Raw genomic sequence first — 20,086 nt, forward strand, 5'->3', positions numbered from 1 at the left:
CTTGAAGCTCGCGCTGAATTTTCTACGTTCCCTTTTCATAGTCAACTACTAAATTAGAAATTTTAGTAGCTGTCCAATTATTGGGGAGTATTATATAAGTAGTTGAAATACCTTCGATTTCTTCAGTCGAAAAGCGAATCCATGGTTACATCTTTCTGAACAAGCCCCGGGAATTTTGTACTGTTTTTTACCCCATAGGTTGTCAACATTGTTAAAAATAGCGTCTTCTTGGTTTTTGTTATTTGCTGAAATACGCTCAGTTTACTTTCCAGCTCTGACGCATAGGCCTTACTAATTTCAAAAGGATATGCTGAAAATTTCATTTCACAGACATTAATGCAGGAGTCATTCCTATCGATTAGTAAATCAATCTGTGCCCCTTTTTCTGTGTTGCTTTTTGGCTGATGACGCCATACAGACACTTCTGTATATACGTCCGCGATTCCAATCGCTTTTTTAATCTGAGACACATGCTTCATGCATATGCCCTCAAAGGCATTTCCACTCCAACCTTTCCATGAACTGCCAGATATAAACCTTAGCCAGCTTCCTGGTCCAGTGGCTTTACTTCCTTCTATAAACTTCAAATAGAACAGCGAGTATTCATCTGTTAGCTTAATAAGAGCATCTTTACTTGTTTTGCCAAAAGGGATGTAAGTACTGATAAATCCAGACTCACTAAGCTCGCTTAGCAGTTGAGTAGCATAGCCACCGGACGTTAAATTACATGCATCGATTAGCTCTGTACGGCTCATTCCTTTGCCTTTCTTAGCCAAGGCACGTACAATGTCTATGTGGCTTTGAGCACTGTCAAAAAGCGAATGATAAAGGTTCTTAAATTCATCAACTAGCAAACCATCTTTGGTAAAACATAGCCTATCAATTGTTTGGGCAGCGCTGTCGCCAGGTTCAATCTCCTTAAGATACTGAGGTATACCTCCCATTGCCATATATATCTGTAACAATTGGTATCTGTCTAATTTGATTTTGCGTTGATGAAGATACTGAGCTGTTTCTCCGATGGTAAAGGGAAGAAGCCGTATTCTTCTGGTTACCCTGTTATGCAATCCGCCCCGATTATTAATGATCTTCTTGATCATCCAGGAAGCGGCAGACCCACAGATGATGATAACCAGGTTTTTTTTCTGTGAGGCCCAACAATTCCAAAAATTCTCAAAGGCCGGTAAAAAGCCGGAGCGGGGGGTATCGATCCATGGGAATTCATCAAAGAAAACGATTGTTCTATCTTTGATAACCAGGGGATCGAGCAGTTGTTTAAGCATCTCAAAAGCTTTTAACCAACTTTCAGGTTTTGCTATTGGTAATCTGCCAGCGGCATTGGTTAATGACATACTGAAGTTTTCCAGTTGCTGGCTTAGGTTCGCATGGTGTATGCCCGAAAACTCGAAAGATATTTTTTTGCTGAAACCGTTCCTGATCAGAAATGTTTTTCCAACCCGTCGTCGTCCAAATATCGCAACCAGTTCTGCTTCTGCTGATCTTTCAATCTTTTGCAAAAGAGACTTTTCTTCGGTCCGTCCAATCACTTGTTCCATTACTTTGGCTTATATATTTATATCAATCCACTTTTGGCGCAATATAGGATTTTATAATACGCCAAAACACAGGTTTTGTGATTAGTTTTGGCGTGTTATAATTCGGAAGTATACTTTAAAGGACCTTATTTACTGTTTTTCGTAATTTTCATGACATGAATAACCCGCTCACTTCATCGGTTTACAGGATTATTGCAAGGGTATTTCTGCGTAATACAGTGGTGATTATGAATCGAATAGCCACTCATAAAATTTTTCTTTGAGATATGATATTAGTCACGCATATTGCAAAAAATCACCGCGGCAATGGAGAAGAAAAAACGCTTTAACTTTTGGATCAAACTAGCAACCGCATCACTTGACATTATTAGCGTGATCCGCCTCGCTTTTTTATAATCAAACAGTCCCCATGTGCAGCAGCTGCTTCGGAACGTAATGTGAAAAGTGCGTTCTGCTTGTACTAACCCAAAAACTTCCACAACCTCTTATTCTAGGGATCTACACCCACCCCTCCCTTTCTAGCTATGCAGGTGTTGTACTTTGATTTAAGGTGTTAGAATTGGAAGTCGTAACAAGCCTCCTTTTGTGAAACAGCTTAGCTCGGTGCAGCTTACGACGGTTTGTATGTCTTACTTGATTCGTAAGTACAGTGTAAGGTGCCCGGTTAAAAGTAAATCAAACTTCAAAAGGCACTCATCAGCTCTAAACTTACATTTGTGACAGCAGTCCCCAATCACATTTTAACGACCCGTTTTTAAGTACAATTAGAAACAACATATATGAGAAAATGAAATGCTCTGTGGATCTTATGAGCCCCTCCCTGGTTTTCAGACGGTTAAAATTAGAGTTTTCGGTGTTTCTTGATGTAAATTAACAAATTCCTTTGGGGTTAAATCATTCAGTGCGCTATGAGGCCTGAAGTGGTTGTATTCCCACCGAAAGTCTTCAATTTTTTCCCTAGCATCGTCCATCGATAGGAACCAATTGACGGAAAGACACTCATGGGATCCAAGGGCGAGACTTTATCTCAGATATGCAACAAGCCAGTAATGAAAGCATCGTTAATGCGCTGCTGGGAGGCATTATTTTTAACACAGCCAACATCTTATTTTTAGCAGCTGTATCAATTGCCGGCATTTCTGTTGCTTTTTCTGTTGGTTCTGGCTTGTCTCTCGTCATTGGGGTGATTGTCAATTACTTAACTTCACCTATTGGGAATTTAACCTTCTTTTCTCAGGAGTGTTACTTATTGTCATTGCAATTCTATTAAATGCCACAGCCTATACACGAATGTCAACAGGACCCAGATTCATTTCCATAAAAGGGCTATTGATTTCAATCTGCAGTGGCATTTTAATGGGTCTTTTCTTTAAATATGTGACCAACTCGATGTTCTTAAACTTCAAAAGTACCGGTTGAAGGAAAACTCAGCCCATACTCTGCTGTATTCATCTTCGCTGTCGGTTTTTTGATCAGTAACCTTGTTCTCAATACTTTCATAATGTTTAAACCCATTGTTGGCATTCCGGTCAAGTATTTGGACTATTTTAAAGGCACTTCCAAAAACCATATTTTAGGCTTTATTGGTGGCTCGATATGGTGTACCATCAGGCTTCAATTCCGCAGACATTGTCTGCGGAATTGAAGGTAAAGTCCTGAAATAGGTTAGAGCTCAGTAATCTCATACATATTGAAATCGTGGTAACTATTAGTAAACTGGTCTGCGGCGGCACACGTTGAAAAGTTGCTTATTGTATGTAATTTGCCTCTATGGAATCATTACCAACGAACTATTCAGCTTTGCTTGGGGGATTGCGGGCTTCAATCCGAGAAACCAGGCTCCGAGCAGTTGTTACTGTCAATACACACTTGCTTGGGCTTTATTGGAATATTGGTCACATCATTTTGACTGAGCAAGAGAAATTAGGGTGGGGTAGTAGGGTTATTGAGCAGTTGTCAAAAGATCTGAAATCAGAATTTCCGGATATGGAAGGTCTTTCGGTTAGAAATCTTATGTACATGCGCAAATTTGCTTCGGACTATTCTGAAACGACAATTACGCAACAACCGGTTGCGCAATTGTCATGGTCGCATCATGTCATACTAATGGATAAGGTAAAGGATGCTGAAGAGCGGAATTTTTATGTACGGAAGGCAGTAGAAAATGGATGGTCAAGGAATATCCTTGCGATCCAGATAAAGTCTGGAAATGTCCACCGATCAGGAAAGGCAGTCACCAATTTTAAAAATCAACTCCCAGAGGTACAATCTGAGCTTGCCCAAGAAATAATTAAGGATCCGTACATCTTTGACTTCTTGTCGCTGAGTGATCAGTATCATGAGAAAGACCTGGAAGACGCGTTGACGGGACATATTACGAAATTTTTGTTAGAGCTGGGAGCGGGCTTTGCCTTTGTTGGCAGGCAGTATCATATTGAGGTCGGAGAGTCTGACTTTTATATCGACCTGCTGTTCTATCATTTGAAGTTGCGGTCCTATGTCGTTATTGAGCTAAAAACAGGCAAGTTTATACCAGAATATGCAGGTAAATTGAATTTTTACCTCTCAGTCGTCGATGACGTGTTGAAGAGTAGTGACGATCAGCCCTCAATAGGATTGCTGATTTGCCGTGATAAGGACAAAGTGATTGCAGAGTATGCACTAAAGGATATTAATAAGCCGATAGGCGTGTCTGAATATCGGATCACCGAGTCTATCCCTACAAATTTGAAAGGAAAATTGCCGACGATACAGGAACTCGAGAAAGAGTTGCGAGGTATCTGATAAATTGTAATGAGCAGATAATGAAGCATTTATAATTGTGCAACAAGTTGTTGCACAATTGATTTCAATAAATATAATTATACTTCAATGGAACCTTCGGAAGCACTGTACTTTTATTTGATGACTATGCTCGGTTTTTATCTTATTTGATACAAAAGTAGGCTTTTAAGCCAGCGAAGGCATTTTTCTTATTTGATGGTTATTTGATACCTGGTGTTGTACACCGTTTATGTTCAAGGCGAGTTGAACCTGTTCTAGGTTACAGTTTATCAGCATGGCGGATTGATACAAATACTCATGACTGCTCTTAGAATTGAGTATTTCGGAAAAGGTGAAGACGAGATCCTTATATGGAAAGCTCCTAGCATTTGTTAAGTACCTACCTAATCTGGACGACTGGCTACGAGAGGTAAGATAACTCGATTTGCCTATGAATACTTTTACTTTGATTTCTTTACCGAATTTACTTCCCACTTTAAAGTGCTTGTGCAACTCGCACGAGGCTGCCGTTAATGGGTAAAGAAAACCTCCGTTTTATTTACTGGAATGTTTGCGCAAACAGAGGTTCGGTAAAAAAGGCAAATTTACATTTGACAAATTAGGTGCGTCCTTATTTGAAGGTAATTACTGTAATAATGGGGAATCTTACTCAGCATATGCATTACAGAAGCGTCAGCTTCGGAGTTCACAATTTTTTTGAGTAACAAGGGGCTGAGAAAGTACGATAGATGATTATCTTCCCCATCACGTAAACGTCAGAAAAGACGGGCATACATGGGATGAGATAACAGTGTTACGTTTGACCCTTTCAGCTATTGGCTAACTAGTCGGTAAAATTCACACCGACCGCATGATATCAACTCCTATAACAGATAGGAATTGGCAACGAACACTAAATTGACTATTTAAATATTATTTATAAAAATAGTCAGGGAGGTTGAAATGGATTTGCGTCACCTGTGGGTACAAATCACTCTAAACCAACTTAACTATGAAACAATCCTCTACGCGCATTCCGTGGGGAAGTCTCGCTCTGCTGTCAGGAATGTGGCTGTGCCCGGGGCTTCAAACGGAAGCAAGAAGCGGCATCCTGCCGAGCGTCAGGCACGAATCAAAGGCCGCTGTGACCATCACCGGTAAGGTAACCGATGAAAAAGGCGCCGGACTTCCCGGTGTGAATGTCATTGAAAAAGGCACCTCCAATGGAACCACCACCAGCCCGGAGGGAGATTACACCATTACGGTTGCCGGCGGCTCTTCGGTGCTGACATTCAGCTTCATCGGCTACGTTCCCCAGGAAACAACCGTAGACAACCGGACCGCGATCAGTATTCAGCTCGCACCGGAAAACAAATCGCTGGATGAAATTGTCGTCGTCGGCTACGGAACACAGAAAAAAGTAAATGTCACCGGCGCAGTCTCGGCCATCAAGATCGACGACAAGATCACTAACCGCTCACTCAGCAACGTTTCATCGGGTCTTCAAGGACTGGTGCCCGGCCTCGCAGTGAACCAGAATTCGGGTATGGCGGGCCGCAACAATGCGTCGCTGGTCATCCGTGGACTGGGAACTGTTAACAATGCCAGCCCGCTGGTCGTTGTCGACGGAATGCCTGATGTAGATATTAACAGGCTCAATATGAATGATATAGAAACTGTATCCATTCTGAAAGATGCTACATCTTCGTCGGTTTATGGTTCTCGTGCTGCAAACGGAGTCATCCTGATCACCACTAAATCAGGTAAGGGACAGGAAAAAGCATCCATTAATTTCTCTGGAAATTACGGCGTCCAAATTCCAACAAGATCCTACGAATTCCTGTCGGATTATCCCAGAACGCTCACCCTTCATCAGCGCGCAGCAGCTGTGAACACCCTGCGTTCCAACTTCAACTTTAAAGACGGCACCATTGACCAGTGGATGGCGATGGGTATGATCGATCCGGTTGCATTTCCAAACACCGACTGGTGGGATGTGATCCTGCGGACCGGTTCGGTTCAGAACTATAACCTGTCTTCTTCTGGCGGTGGCGACAAGTCCAACTTCTTTATTTCAGTGGGATTAATGAATGAAAAAGGCTTGCAGATCAACAATGATTTTAAACGGTATAACGCGCGCTTCAACTACGATTACAAGATCAGGAAGAACATTAACACAGGTGTGAAGTTCAACGGAAACTGGTCAAATATGACTTATGCATTGGAGGACGGCTTCACCGATGACGACGCTGCCAACACTGCCGGGTTCGATATGCAATATGCAATTCCAGGTATTTTGCCTTACGACCCGACAACCGGTTACTATGGTGGGGTGATGGCTTATAATGAAGATCCTCAGGCTTATAACCCTTACACGCTTTACGTAAACCAGTTGAATAGGCAGAACCGGCAGGAAGCAAATGCGAATATGTACGTGGACTGGACACCTATCAAAGGACTGACTGCCCGTATTGATTATGCATTGAATTATTTTAACCAATTCCGCTGGACTGCACATATGCCCAACCAGTCGTACAACTTTCAGACAAATACATTTGGCAGCCGCATATATGTTGGCCCGAATGCAGGTGTCGGGAATTTTACAGACACGGGTTATAAAACGCTGCTAAACGGAAGATTGAATTACAACACAACCATTGCCAAGAATCACGAGATCGGCGCAATGTTTGTTTATAGTGAAGAGTATTGGTACGATCGCTACCAGGCTACTTCCCGGAATGACAGGCTGCACCCGTCGCTGCATGAAGTAGACGCGGCTTTGACGGACATTCAATCTACCGCCGGAAATTCTTCTACAGAAGGTCTGCGCTCTTACATTGGACGGGTAAATTATGCTGCTTTTGATAAATATTTACTCGAGGTCAATTTCCGATCGGATGGTTCTTCCAGATTTCTTCCGGGAAGTCAATTTGGTTTTTTCCCATCAGCTGCATTGGGCTGGCGCTTTACAGAGGAAGCATTTATCAACCGTTATACCAGCGGGATTCTGACCAACGGAAAAATTCGGGCTTCTTACGGAAGTCTTGGAAATAACAGTGGCGTAGACCGTTACGAGCAGCAGTCGACGCTTGCGGCAAGCAACTATATGGTCAATGGGCAAATTGTGAAGGGTTTTGTTAATAAAAAACTTGTGAATAAAGATCTGTCCTGGGAAACTACGAAAGTGTTTAACCTAGGTCTGGACCTGGGCTTTCTGAACAACCGCCTCACTGCTGAAATCGATTATTACGACCGCCTCACTACTGGCATGAACCGCCCTTCGGAAATGTCGAACCTGCTTACTGGTGCATACGATGCGCCACGTAAGAACATTGGTAACCTGCGCAACCGTGGTATCGAAGGAAATCTTACCTGGCGTGACCGGAAAGGCGCTGTAAACTACTCGCTGGCGCTGAATGCATCTCACAACAAAACCAAGCTGGAAAAATGGAATGAATTCCTCGGAAGAACATCAACGAACTCGGGAAATGCTGTTTTTCTCGGTCTTCCTTATGGTTACCTATATACTTATCAGGATGCAGGCGTTGCCCAAACCTGGCAGGACGTCTATAACGCAACGCCGCAAGGAGCTTCGCCGGGCGATATTCTACGCAAGGACATCAATGGCGACGGAAGGATTTCGGACGAGGACAAAGTGGCTTACCCAAAAGTGCAGCGTGACCGCCCGACTACCAACTTTGCATTAAATGGAAGTGTTTCCTGGCGCGGAATTGACCTCACATTCCTTTTGCAGGGAGCGTCGGGCCGCAAAGATTATTGGATCAATATCTACAACAATGTCAACTTCGGAGCACAGCGTTACGCATCCACACAGGGGCATTGGGATAATCCATGGTCAGTAGAAAACCGCGACGGTGCATGGCCAAGGCTGAACGGAAATGCAAACCGCGAGGAAACGACCTTCTGGCTTGATAACCTGTCCTACCTGCGTGTGAAGAACATTCAGGTGGGTTACAACCTGCCCATCACGCTTACCAAAAAGCTTGGTATGACCAACTTCCGCATTTTCGCCTCATCTGAAAACCTGGCTACGATCACTAAATTCCGCGGATTGGATCCGGAAAAAGCCGGCAATAGGAGCGATGCATATCCATTGAACAAATCCTATTCAGTTGGTATCAACATAGGAATCTAAAAGCTATCCATATGAAAAGTATCAAACATATAACATCAGCTATCATTCTTACAGGGCTTGTTTTTAGTGCGGGCTCGTGTACACATGACTTGCTTGAACAGGACCCGACAACTGAACTGGCAACCAATGCATTCTGGAAAACCGAAGACGACGCAGCATTTGCTTTAAATGGTGCATATGCATCGGTCCGCCCACTGTTTGACCGCGATTACTATCTCGACGGGCACGGAGAATATGTCCGTACACGTGGAACCAGCGCTACAAACAACAACCTGCGCCTGGGTGGCGCCTACCACGATGGCGACTATAACCCAAGCGGTTATGGTGACAACTTTGACAAAATGTACAGATATTTGTACGGCGGGGTCAATCGTACCAACTATGTGATCACCAATGTGGAAAGGATGTTGCAGACTGCAAAGCCAGAGTCCATATCCAAGCTGGAAGCGATTGTGGGCGAAGCGAAGCTGCTGCGGGGAATGGTCTATTTTCGCCTGATTTCCATGTGGGGTGATGTGCCGTATTTTACCAAAATCGCTGAAAGCAACGCGGATGTGTCAACATTATCCCGAACGCCTATCACACAGGTGAAAGATTCCATCATGGCTGACTTCAACTATGCTTTTGAAAAGCTTCCGGAAAAAGCAACGGGAGCAGGTCGCGCCGGAAAACCTGCTGCTCTCGCGTTCCGGGGGAAACTGCAACTGTATTGGGCTTGCTGGAATCGGTTTGGCTGGCCCGAGCTCGAAAATTTCAAACCGGACGCCAATGCAGCAACAACAGCTTATGCGGCCGCAGCAGCTGATTTTAATGCTGTTATTAATAACTACGGTTTGGCATTGTTCCGCAACGGGGAGCCGGGAGACATTGATTCACTAGGCAAAGCCGACAAGCTGCCTAATTACTATTATTTGTTCACGCCAGCTGCCAACAACGATCCTGAAATTATCATGGGCTTTACGCACGGCGGCACAGGCACAGGCCAGGGAGAAGAGCTGATGCGTGACTTCGCCGGTCGTTCACATGAAGGTTCACAACTCTGGGTTGCACCCCGCTACGAGATTGCGGACCGATATCAGTCAATCATTACGGGTGATTTCGCACCCAAGCTCGTTCCCATGAACCCAGCGGATGCAGGTGCACGCACGGCAACGAACTCTGCTGTAAACTCGCAAAGCTATAAGAACCGGGATTACAGGATGAAAGCTTCCATTATGTGGGATTACGAAGTAAGTGTGGGTCTGGCTTCGTTGAAATCAACCGGCTGGACACCGTTTATTTATAAAACCTGGAACCAGCCCGTCACAATCAACGGCGTAAAGTATACGACTTACAACACGGATGGATCCAATTCGGGTTACGTGTTCCGTAAGTTCCTGCGCAATTATGCAGGTCAGGGACGCAGTGATGGCGATTACAACTTTCCGGTTATGCGGCTGGCAGACGTATATCTGATGTATGCTGAGGCCACTAATGCTGTGAAAGGTCCTACGGCCGATGCCATAGCTTTGGTGAACAAAATTCGCCACCGTGGAAACCTGCCCGCCCTTAAAGCAGCCAAAACAGCTAATGCAGATGCATTCTTCGCTGCCATTGAGCAAGAGCGCATTGTTGAGCTTTTGGCCGAAGGTCATCGCGGTTTCGACATTCGCAGATGGCGTGCACAGGAACGCGTATGGGGCGCTCCCTATACCGAGGGCATTTGGCGGATCGATACGCACGGCGCCAACCAGCAACGGTATTTTCAAAATACCCCGGAGCGTACTTACCAGCAGAACTACATCTTCCGGATCCCTCCGGGTGAGCGCGACCGCAACCCGAATCTCACCCAAAATACACCCTGGCTGTGAGCGATTGTTAGCCGATTTTAAACATTAACATTTAATCCAATGCTAAAACATATAAAATGGATCGTTGCAATGATGCTGACAGTCAGCACGCTGATATCCTGCAAAGAAGACTTCCCGGTAGATGAAGACGGGCTGCTGATCACCACCCGCAGCCAATGTTATGTCAGTAACTTTGAACTGCTCGGGCCTGACTTTCAAACCGTAAGGGTGGAGAATGCAGTCATTGACACAACTGCGCAAACGATCAATGTGAAGGTATTTTATGGAACTGACCTGACTAATCTTTATCCGCAGTTTACGCTGGTGACCGACGCCAAGCTCGATCCCAAGATTACCGGAAAAGAAGATTTCTCCGACCTGGCCAACCCAAAGCAGTATACGGTGGTGTCAGGCAATCGCAAAGTCAGGAAAACCTATACGGTGAATCTCACTGTGCAAACACCATAACCCTTAAACAGCAAGATCATGAAAAATACTTTTTCTTATTACTTTCTTGTTTTTATCGCGGTCTTCACGCTTTCTTCTTGCGAAGAGGAGGAATATGCTATCCCGACATTGAAGCAGGAATTGCAAAATGATGTGATTAAACGAACACTCGGGCCAAATCTGGTGGGAATGGATATTGAGTTTGCCTATGCAATGGCTCTGCCGAAGTCAATGGGAAAGCTGGTTTCAGCCGAAGTAGAAGCAACCATTGCGGGCGGGGAATCCACTTACCTTGAAAACCGGTCGTTCTTCACGAATGGAAGCGGCGAGGATGTGGGCATAGAAGTAGGGAGCAAGTCGGAGAATAATGGTGGGAAAACATCGGTGACTTTTACCAAAGATACCTCAGCTGCCACACTGCGTTACTTCTACCGAATTCCCGGGGCAGCAAAAGGGAAGGAGGTTTCGTTCAAATTTTCCGCTCAGGCCAGCAACGGGCAATCGGTGTCCTATTCAATGGGTCCATACAAAATTGCTGAAATGGATATGGTCCTGGATCTCGATGTGGTCGACAGCACCAAAGCATTTATCTCCATTGAAGATATGGCCGTTTATACTGCGGCAAACGCGCCTGCAAATGCTTCAAAAATCGATCTTGTATATCTGTATCGTTCTATTCCCGACATTACTTTTTCTCACGGACTCGTGGCGCCTGCTGCTAAAACTTATCTGCCGGGTGTAATCCTACCGGCCGGAGCGACCCGTAATACCAAAGTGCAAAAAGTGTGGAACCTGCGCGATTTCCATCTGGCCCGGTTGCAGTACGGTGTCTACATTGATGACCTGGATTTTCAGCAGCTGGATCTTTCCAAAACATCCAATTATGCCATTAATATGCGTGCGGAGGCAGGTGTTTGGGTAGAAACGGAGGATGGAAAATACCGCGCCTATGTATATGTGAATTCGGTAAAGAACAACGATAAAAGCGCCAAGATCAGCATCAAGCGCTATCAAATGAAATAAGCATTGCTGGATTATTCTGCATTTCCTGTGGGTTGTATTCGATGCAACCCACAGGGGTGCATTTACTTTACTTCCTAACACCCTTAACGATGAAAAAAAATGCTTTGGCCATGCGGGCGGTGGCCGGTTTAATTTTGTGTTCATACACATATGCCCACTCAAATTCACTCCCCGCCGGAACTACATCACGCGCTCATAACGCCGATTGCATAAGGTCAGAGGCTATCACTTATTCGGCTGATCAGACCCAGACATTTTTAGTCAAGCGCGAGTTCCTGGAAGCTTCGAAAAACAAAATAAAAAAAGGCGATAAGCAGCTCCAAAAAGCGTTACAGGAACTAATAGCTGAGGCTGACAAAGCATTGAAATCAGAGCCTTATTCGGTTACTTACAAAAGCAAAGTGCCGCCAAGCGGCGACAAGCACGATTATATGAGCGTGGGGCCGTACTGGTGGCCGGATTCCACAAAGGCCGATGGGTTGCCTTACATTCGAAAAGACGGCCAGGTAAATCCCGAAAGGTTCACTATCAAAGACGCGGATTACCACGGAAGCCTGTGCAGGGATGTATTCCGGCTCTCACTTGCATGGTATTTCACCGATGAAATAAAATATTCAGACCACGCAGCTAAACTTTTAAGGACATGGTTCTTGGATAAAGAAACCCGAATGAATCCTAACCTGAACTTCGGTCAGGCGATTCCCGGCCGCACTGACGGTCGGGGAATCGGTATCATTGACACCCGCGCACTCGCTGTGTTAATTGACGGGGTGCAGCTCCTGAAAGATTCCAAAAGCCTTTCTGATGCTGAATATCAGGGAATTCAGGACTGGTACAAGGCATTTTTAACGTGGATGAGAACGAGCCCGATTGGTTTAGACGAGGCCGATGAGCACAATAACCACGGCACCTGGTACGATGTGCAGACGGTCTCAATGGCACTTTTTACAGGTCAGCCCGACTTGGCGAGGGAAATTTTGGAACAACAAACTAAAAAGCGGATCGGCAGTCAGCTTGACACCAGCGGCGCGCAACCCCACGAGCTCGCCCGGACGGTTTCCTGGAATTATGCTACGATGAACCTGCAAGGTTTCTTTCAGCTGGCCGCTTTGGCAGACAACGTTGGGGTTGACCTCTGGAACTATGTAACGCCCGATGGAAAATCCATTAAGTCTGCATTCAAATGGATGCTGCCTTTTGCCCAAAAGAAAAAGGAATGGACCCACCAGCAGATCAAACCCATGCAATACGACAGTTTTTTCCGGATAGCCAGATCGGTATCCAGCAAATATGCTGATCTAGATATCTCGGGAATTGCAGTTGGAGACATTGAAGGAACCAGTTTGCTACTGCTCACCAGCGCAAATCTTTAATCATGAAACAAATTGTCATAATATTTACAATACTGCTGACTTTTAGCGGATTATACTGTCAAGCTCAGTCCAGCTCCGATATACTTAGATCTATTAAACAGGAGCATCCGCGGCTGCTTTTGCTAAAAGGGGAGGAACAACAAATTTTATCCCAAATCCAAAAGCATGCAGAATGGAATACGATCCACCAGGAAATTCTGGCTGAATGCGATAAGCTGCTTCATACGCCTCCAGTAGAGCGGATCAAAATCGGCAAAAGACTGCTCGACAAATCGCGGGAATGTTTAAGACGCGTTTTTCAATTGGCATACGCATACCGGACTACCAAAGATGAAAAGTATCTCCGCAGAGCAGAAAAGGAAATGCTGGCTGTCGCTGCTTTTGAAGACTGGAACCCGACCCACTTTCTGGATGTGGCCGAAATGACGATGGCCGTAGCAATCGGTTACGACTGGCTTTACGACGGCTTAACAGCGGAAGCGCGGGCCACAATCGCCGATGCAATTTTGAAAAAAGGCCTTGAACCTTCGTTTGAAAAGAAATACAGCGCTTTCCTGAATGCAGAGCACAACTGGAATCAGGTATGCAATGCGGGTATTTCATTTGGCGCATTGGCCATTGCAGAAACTCAGCCGGAGGTCGCGGCAAATATAATTTCAAGAGCTGTCGCCACCATTCCAAAAGCAATGATTCCATCCTACGAGCCTGACGGCGCTTATCAGGAAGGATTTAGTTATTGGGGATATGGGACGAGTTTCAATGTGCTTTTCGTGAGTGCAATAGAAAAAGCATTGGGCACAGATTTCGGACTTTCTCAATCTCCGGGCTTCCTGAAAACGGCTGGATTTTTTCAAAATCTGGTTGGGCCGAGTGGACTGGCGCATAACTGGGGCGACAGCGGATTGAAAGAGGGATTGAGCCCGGCTATGTTCTGGTTTGCCGAAAAAACCGAGGATCCTTCTCTACTTTGGACACAGAAAAAACTGCTTTCAGCGCAGACAACCGGCAATGTGCGAAACCGCATTTTACCCGCGCTGCTGATTTGGGGTAGCAAAACGAACCTGGATGCCATAAAGCCGCCTTCAAAAATGCAGTGGATAGGGCGGGGACCATCGCCGGTTGCATTGATGCGCACTTCCTGGGTTGATCCGAATGCAATTTTTGTAGGTTTGAAAACGGGTTCGCCATCTGTGAACCACGCGCACATGGACATTGGCTCGTTTGTAATAGATGCGCAGGGAGAGCGCTGGGCAATGGATTTCGGAATGCAGGATTATAATTCTTTGGAAACAAAAGGGGTGGATCTGTGGAACCGCGCACAGAATTCACAGCGCTGGGAGGTCTTTCGGCTAAATAATTTCGCACACAATACATTAACGTTTGACGGTCAGCTTCTGAACGTGAAGGGCTATGCCAAGATCGACGCCTGGTCAGATAGCAAGTCGGAAATGATGGCTGTAACCGATCTTTCAGATATATATAAAGGACAGGTTGCTGCTGCCAAGCGGGGTATTTCAATCCGGAATGAAAAATGGGTGGTGGTAAGAGATGAAGTAAAAACCGGGGACAAAGCTGCTAAAATGCGATGGAACTTGCTGACAGGCGCCACCGTAAAAGTAGTCGATGGCAAAACGGTAGAATTGTCTCAAAATGGAAAGAAAATGCTGCTTGTATTTGATACAAAAGCAAATATCGAGATTAAAACATGGCCAACTACGCCAACCCACGATTACGATGCGCCTAATCCAAATACGCAATTTGTGGGCTTCGAGGTAACAATTCCTGCGAATTCTACTGAAAGTTTCAATGCCATATTTTCACCTTCGACGCAAATCCCGAAGGTAAAACCACTTTTGTCGTGGAAGTAACACTTGATCGAACTTATCCTGAACCTGATGAAGAAGATATTATTTCTGTTGATCCTTGGGGCACAGCTTTGCTACGCCCAGCAACTACGCAAACCCGGCGAAAACGTCGCCTTACCAGTCGAAGCTGGCAAAGGCACGCCGGATGCGGATCTTGAAAAAATCAGAAAACGTATTGTCGATGATTTGCTGAAACCGCCTGTCGATGCGAAGCATATTGAAGAATTGGTCAGCACACAAAAACAAGATGGCACCTGGCCCGGGATCAATTATACAGACGTTTCGCGCACGGCTTTTGAGCATAGCCAACACCTTAACAACATGCTTGAACTTGCCCGTGCATTTAAAAAGCCGGGCTCTGCTTTTCACAATAAATCGGAAGTAAAAAAAGCAGTTTCCAAGGCACTCGACTATTGGCTAGCAAATGATTTTATCTGTGAAAACTGGTGGTGGAACGAAATGGGAACACCTCAGTTAATGGTCAATATTCTGCTGATAACGGACGACCAGCTGACCGTAAATCAAAAAAGAGAGGGGGTAAGGATAGCCGGCCGGGCCAATCTGGAAGCTTCGGGTGCCCGCCCGGGCGGCGACCTGATTCAGATTGCCGGAATGCGAGCCAAGCAGGCACTTTTTCAACGAAATCCGGAAGTGCTGGCCCAGGTAATGAAGGTGATGGTGTCGGAAATAAAAATTTCCACCGGCCGCGGCTTAAAACCGGACCTGAGCTTTCATCACCGGACCGACAATGTGATATCGACACTGGCCTATGGAACCGGGTATGCGAATGCATTTGCATATTGGGCTGTCAAAACCGAAGGTACGAAATACAGGCTGCCTGAGGAGCCGATGAAACTACTCGTCGATTATTTTCTGGACGGGATTTGTCAATCGCATGCTTTTGGAAAATATCCTGATCCTGGCGCTGAGAACCGCGGAATCAGTAGGAAAGCGGCATTGAAACCAGCCGGCCCGGAACTGGCGGAAAACTTACTTGCAGCAACATCCTACCGGAAGGCCGAACTTGAAACGATCGTCCGAATCAGGAAAGGCGAAGTAAAGCCCAACCTGACGCGCGATTATTATTTTTGGCATTCGCATTACTATACCCACCAGCGGCCCGACTACTATGCTTCCGTTCGTATGCACAGCAAGCGCGCGGCGAACATGGAACAGCCGCACAATGAAGAAGGTTTGAAAAACCATCATTATGGTGATGGAAGCAATTTCATTACCCGGACCGGCCGTGAATATGACCAGATTTTTCCAGTTTGGGACTGGCAGAAAATCCCGGGTACAACGGTGTTGCAAAAAGCTGAGCTACCGCACTGGAAAGAGCTTGCCAAACAAGGTATCAATGCTTTTACGGGCGGGGTGACCGATCAGCGCTACGGAGCAGCTGCATTCGACTTTGCTAGCGTCCATGATCCCTTGAAAGCGAAAAAAGCCTGGTTCTTTTTTGACAAAGAATTTGTTGCACTCGGAGCTGGAATTACTGCTAACGCTGATGGTCATGTAGCAACCACATTGAACCAAAGCCTGTTATCTAGTCAGGTTTCGGCTGGCGTGGAGGGCAAAATTCTTAGGCTGGAAAAAGGTGCACATCAGTTGGACAAAGCAAGCTGGGTACACCATGACAGCACGGCTTACGTATTTACGGAGCCCGTGCCCTTGCATGTAAGCAATCAGCAGCAAACAGGCAGCTGGCGGCAAATCAATCACCATACCTGGGCGACAGAAGAGAAGGTCAGTAAAGATGTTTTTAAAGCCTGGCTCGACCACGGAGCAAGACCTGCCGATGCAGGTTATAGCTACATTGTTGTTGCCGGAATAGGCGATTCCGAAGTCGAAGCCTACCGGCAAAACCTTCCTATACAGATCATTATCAATTCATCCCAGGTGCAGGCAGTACGTCACACAGGGTTGGGTCTAGTGCAAGTTGTTTTTTATGAACCGGGTGCAATTCAGATTGATAAGGGACTTTCTCTTACCGCGAAAGAACCTTGTATGGCAATGCTGCAAATAACAGGCAATAAAGTGAGTAAGATCACCGTGTCCGATCCTGTCGGCAACCATGCACAGCTGCATTTGGAAATAAGCCGCAAGTTAAAAACCGTTTCCGGTCATGTTCAAGTCTCGGACGCCGGTCCTGGCAAGACGCTGCTCACTTTTCAGATGCCTGATAATGGAATGGCAGGGCAAAGCTTAGTTACTACTTATTAGGCAACCCAAGAAAGAGAAATCAGATGTGTTCCCGAATGAAAGATAGATTGAAACCGATTGTATTCACGATAATCCTAAGTTTAACTACTGGCATACTGGTTGCCCAGGAAGTATCTCCTGATCTTAAATATGCCGAAGCAGAGCTGATCCTTCAGAAAGCTAATGGTTTCAAAGGGATATGGTACATGAACCAGCCGTCAAATGATGAATATGTATACAAATATAGCGGCGGACTAGCTGTGTATCCTGCCAATCACAGGCCTTTCGCGGTCTATTCAAAAAAAGTCAATAAGACGTTTTTTTGCTTTGGCGGCACGGATGAGACAAACTCGACATTGCTTCACAACGTATCATATTTTGACCATGATTCGGGTAAATTAGCAAATCCGGTCATTTTGCTTGATAAACGTACAATCGACGCGCACGACAATCCGGTTATTTCGATTGACGATCAGGGATATATCTGGATTTTTTCCACTTCACATGGGTTGTCCCGGCCTTCCTATATTCATAAAAGTAAACGGCCCTATGATATTCAGGATTTTGAAACAATACAGGCAACAGAACTACTAAATGGTAAAGAGGTGCCATTTAAAAACTTCTCTTATTTTCAGGTTTATCCTGTCAAAGGAAAAGGGTTTATTGCCCTGTTTACAAAATACAATAAGGCAGGTCACCGCGTGATCGGATTCAACACAACCAAAGATGGTGTGCATTGGAATGAGTGGAAAGTGCTGGCCCATATTCAGGACGGCCATTACCAAATCAGTGCGGAATCAAACGGAAAAGTAGGTGTAGCATTTGATTATCACCCGAAAGGCAAAGGGCTAAATTACAGAACGAACTTATATTATCTGGAAACCTCTGACTTTGGCAAAACCTGGCAAAACATCAAAGGCGAACAAGCACTTTTACCGTTGACCGATTCAAAAAATCCAGCGCTTGTTCACGATTATGCAGGCGAAAAACAGAATTGTTATTTGCTCGACATTACGTTTGATAAACAGCAAAAATCAGCCATTCTGGTCATTGCAAGTAAAGGGTTTGAGGCTGGACCCGGCAATGATCCTAGACAGTGGACGCTATTTCGCTGGAAACAGAGAAGTTGGCAGCACCATGTGGTAACCACTTCGGACAGCAACTATGACATGGGTTCCATTTATGTCGAATCAGACAAAAAACTTAAAGTGATAGGACCAACCGTTGACGGCCCGCAGGCTTACAACCCGGGTGGTGAGGTGGGCATGTGGGGCAGCAAGGACGGTGGCAATACATGGCAGTTGGAAAAACAAATGACGAAAAATAGTGCTATGAACCATTCGTATGTTCGTAAACCTGTGAATGCCAGAAACGATTTCTACGGTATTTGGGCCGATGGACATGGCAGGAAGCCATCTGAATCATATTTATATTTTACTGATTCAAAGGGAGTGGTGTATCGGTTGCCACGACATGCTACTGATGCAATGATTACCCCGCAAATGTATAAATAGCAATATCCTATCGATTCAATACCGAGTTATAGCGGCTTGGCAGTCGGGCAAAAAAGATGAAAGAGCTCACTTACAACACGTTATTTATTTTATTTAAACCGAAATCTATGTTACAATTGCTGTCTTTTTGTTTTACTGTGTTTTTGATCGCTCAACTGCCGCGTGCTGGCCATGCACAAACGGTTGAGCAGGAACCGGTATCTGTAATACTAGACACTGATATGGATTCTGATGTTGATGATGTAGGAGCGCTGGCTATGCTTCACGCTTATGAAGGGCAGAAAAGGGCACGTATATTAGGGATAATAGTAACCAGTGACGAGAAATACAGCGCTGCTTGTACGGATGCAATCAATGTATGGTTTGGCAGAAAGGACATCCCTATTGGTGTAAGTCAGAAAGATTCACTCAGAACTTTTTCAAAATACACCAAGGAGATTTCAGAGCAGTTTCCAACCTGTTTTAGCTCGAATGCCGATGCCGAAGATGGAACCAAGGTTTACCGAAGGTTGCTAGCCGGTCAGCCTGATCACAGTGTTGTCATTATTACTATTGGACATCTGACCAGCCTGAGCAGGCTACTGGACTCGTCCCCCGATTCAATCAGCCCTTTAAGCGGACAGGAACTCGTTAAACAAAAAGTAAAACGCTGGTCTTGTATGGGCGGGCAGTTCCCTGAAGGCAAGGAGGCAAATTTTTACCGGCCAGATCCTGCATCGACTGTTAACTCCCTAGGCAAATGGACCTTGCCAGTGACATTTTCTGGCTGGGAAGTAGGTAATCAAATAGTGACGGGTGGTGAATCTTTCCAAGCCCAATGCGATCCAACAAGTCCAGTGTACAGAGCCTATGAGCTTTACAATGGGTTTAAAGGTCGTGCTAGCTGGGACCAGATCGCAATCTTAATAGCAGTTGAAGGAGCGGGCTCATTTTTCGTGTCAAACAAAAATGGGCACTGCAAAGTAGCAGATGACGGCAGTAATAAGTGGCTTGCGCCATCAAATCAGATACATGGATACCTTATGATTAATACCGCCACAGAGAGAATACGTCAATATATTGATCAATTGATGCTTGGAAAGTAACAGCTCCAAATCGCACGACTATTTTCCTCCCTGCAATAGTGTAGCTGAATCAGTACAGGTAACAATACCTTTTAGAGCAGATTATACTAGGTGCAAAGAATTACAAAAAAGGACAATTTATGCACACGTACATGGATGCACACCAGATAATATTTGTTATATAACAGGCGATATGGTATCTCTACGTGCACTTCCTGGGCAATGAATTTGAGGGAGGCTCGGAAATACCGAGATTTCGTGGACTTGGATCTAGGAAGCGACCACTATTGCTGA

Annotated in this window: 12 protein-coding genes and 1 pseudogene; 11 read left to right on the plus strand and 2 right to left on the minus strand. The window is 45.3% G+C overall.

The genetic code is table 11. The features are described 5' to 3' along the window. Nucleotides 1-122: 122 nt before the first annotated feature. Complete coding sequence (locus G395_RS0125860) at nucleotides 123-1,556, minus strand: AAA family ATPase (RefSeq protein ID WP_026632683.1); 1,434 nt, start codon at nucleotides 1,554-1,556, stop codon at nucleotides 123-125. A gap of 827 nt (nucleotides 1,557-2,383) precedes the next feature. Next, nucleotides 2,384-2,557 (minus strand): annotated as a pseudogene (locus tag G395_RS31860) (integrase core domain-containing protein); the annotation flags it as partial. A gap of 32 nt (nucleotides 2,558-2,589) precedes the next feature. On the opposite strand from G395_RS31860, the gene G395_RS31400 reads away from it, so the two are divergent. From G395_RS31400 to G395_RS30565, 11 genes are all read left to right on the plus strand, one after another. Continuing rightward, on the plus strand, nucleotides 2,590-2,826 hold the full coding sequence (locus tag G395_RS31400) for a hypothetical protein (protein ID WP_026632684.1): 237 nt from the start codon (nucleotides 2,590-2,592) through the stop codon (nucleotides 2,824-2,826). 500 nt (nucleotides 2,827-3,326) lie between these two features. Continuing rightward, nucleotides 3,327-4,340 carry a PDDEXK nuclease domain-containing protein gene (locus G395_RS0125880; protein ID WP_026632685.1) on the plus strand — a complete coding sequence of 338 codons (1,014 nt, stop codon included), beginning with the start codon at nucleotides 3,327-3,329 and terminating at the stop codon, nucleotides 4,338-4,340. 991 nt (nucleotides 4,341-5,331) lie between these two features. Next, a complete protein-coding gene (locus tag G395_RS30545; protein WP_211237805.1) occupies nucleotides 5,332-8,475 on the plus strand; it encodes a SusC/RagA family TonB-linked outer membrane protein in 3,144 nt (1,047 codons plus the stop codon). An 11-nt stretch (nucleotides 8,476-8,486) separates the two neighbouring features. Beyond that, complete coding sequence (locus G395_RS0125890) at nucleotides 8,487-10,325, plus strand: RagB/SusD family nutrient uptake outer membrane protein (RefSeq protein ID WP_026632686.1); 1,839 nt, start codon at nucleotides 8,487-8,489, stop codon at nucleotides 10,323-10,325. Between the two features lie 39 nt (nucleotides 10,326-10,364). Beyond that, nucleotides 10,365-10,772, plus strand: a complete 408-nt coding sequence (locus G395_RS0125895; protein ID WP_051350417.1) for an SGBP N-terminal domain-containing protein — start codon at nucleotides 10,365-10,367, stop codon at nucleotides 10,770-10,772. An 18-nt stretch (nucleotides 10,773-10,790) separates the two neighbouring features. After that, nucleotides 10,791-11,774: a DUF4466 family protein gene (locus tag G395_RS0125900; RefSeq protein ID WP_026632688.1), complete on the plus strand. Its 984-nt coding sequence runs from the start codon at nucleotides 10,791-10,793 to the stop codon at nucleotides 11,772-11,774. An 89-nt stretch (nucleotides 11,775-11,863) separates the two neighbouring features. Beyond that, nucleotides 11,864-13,147 carry an alginate lyase family protein gene (locus tag G395_RS30550; protein ID WP_051350418.1) on the plus strand — a complete coding sequence of 428 codons (1,284 nt, stop codon included), beginning with the start codon at nucleotides 11,864-11,866 and terminating at the stop codon, nucleotides 13,145-13,147. A 2-nt stretch (nucleotides 13,148-13,149) separates the two neighbouring features. After that, nucleotides 13,150-15,015: a heparinase II/III domain-containing protein gene (locus tag G395_RS0125910; RefSeq protein WP_035362098.1), complete on the plus strand. Its 1,866-nt coding sequence runs from the start codon at nucleotides 13,150-13,152 to the stop codon at nucleotides 15,013-15,015. A gap of 27 nt (nucleotides 15,016-15,042) precedes the next feature. After that, nucleotides 15,043-17,235, plus strand: coding sequence for a polysaccharide lyase family 8 super-sandwich domain-containing protein (locus tag G395_RS30555; RefSeq protein ID WP_157486830.1), 2,193 nt, complete (start codon nucleotides 15,043-15,045; stop codon nucleotides 17,233-17,235). Between the two features lie 35 nt (nucleotides 17,236-17,270). Further along, a complete protein-coding gene (locus G395_RS30560) occupies nucleotides 17,271-18,728 on the plus strand; it encodes a BNR-4 repeat-containing protein (RefSeq protein WP_051350420.1) in 1,458 nt (485 codons plus the stop codon). Nucleotides 18,729-18,784: 56 nt separating this feature from the next. Beyond that, nucleotides 18,785-19,813 carry a nucleoside hydrolase gene (locus tag G395_RS30565; RefSeq protein WP_229204296.1) on the plus strand — a complete coding sequence of 343 codons (1,029 nt, stop codon included), beginning with the start codon at nucleotides 18,785-18,787 and terminating at the stop codon, nucleotides 19,811-19,813. Nucleotides 19,814-20,086 lie beyond the last annotated feature (273 nt).

It is taken from the genome of Dyadobacter alkalitolerans DSM 23607 (assembly GCF_000428845.1).
In the GTDB taxonomy this organism is placed as follows: Bacteria; Bacteroidota; Bacteroidia; order Cytophagales; family Spirosomataceae; genus Dyadobacter; species Dyadobacter alkalitolerans.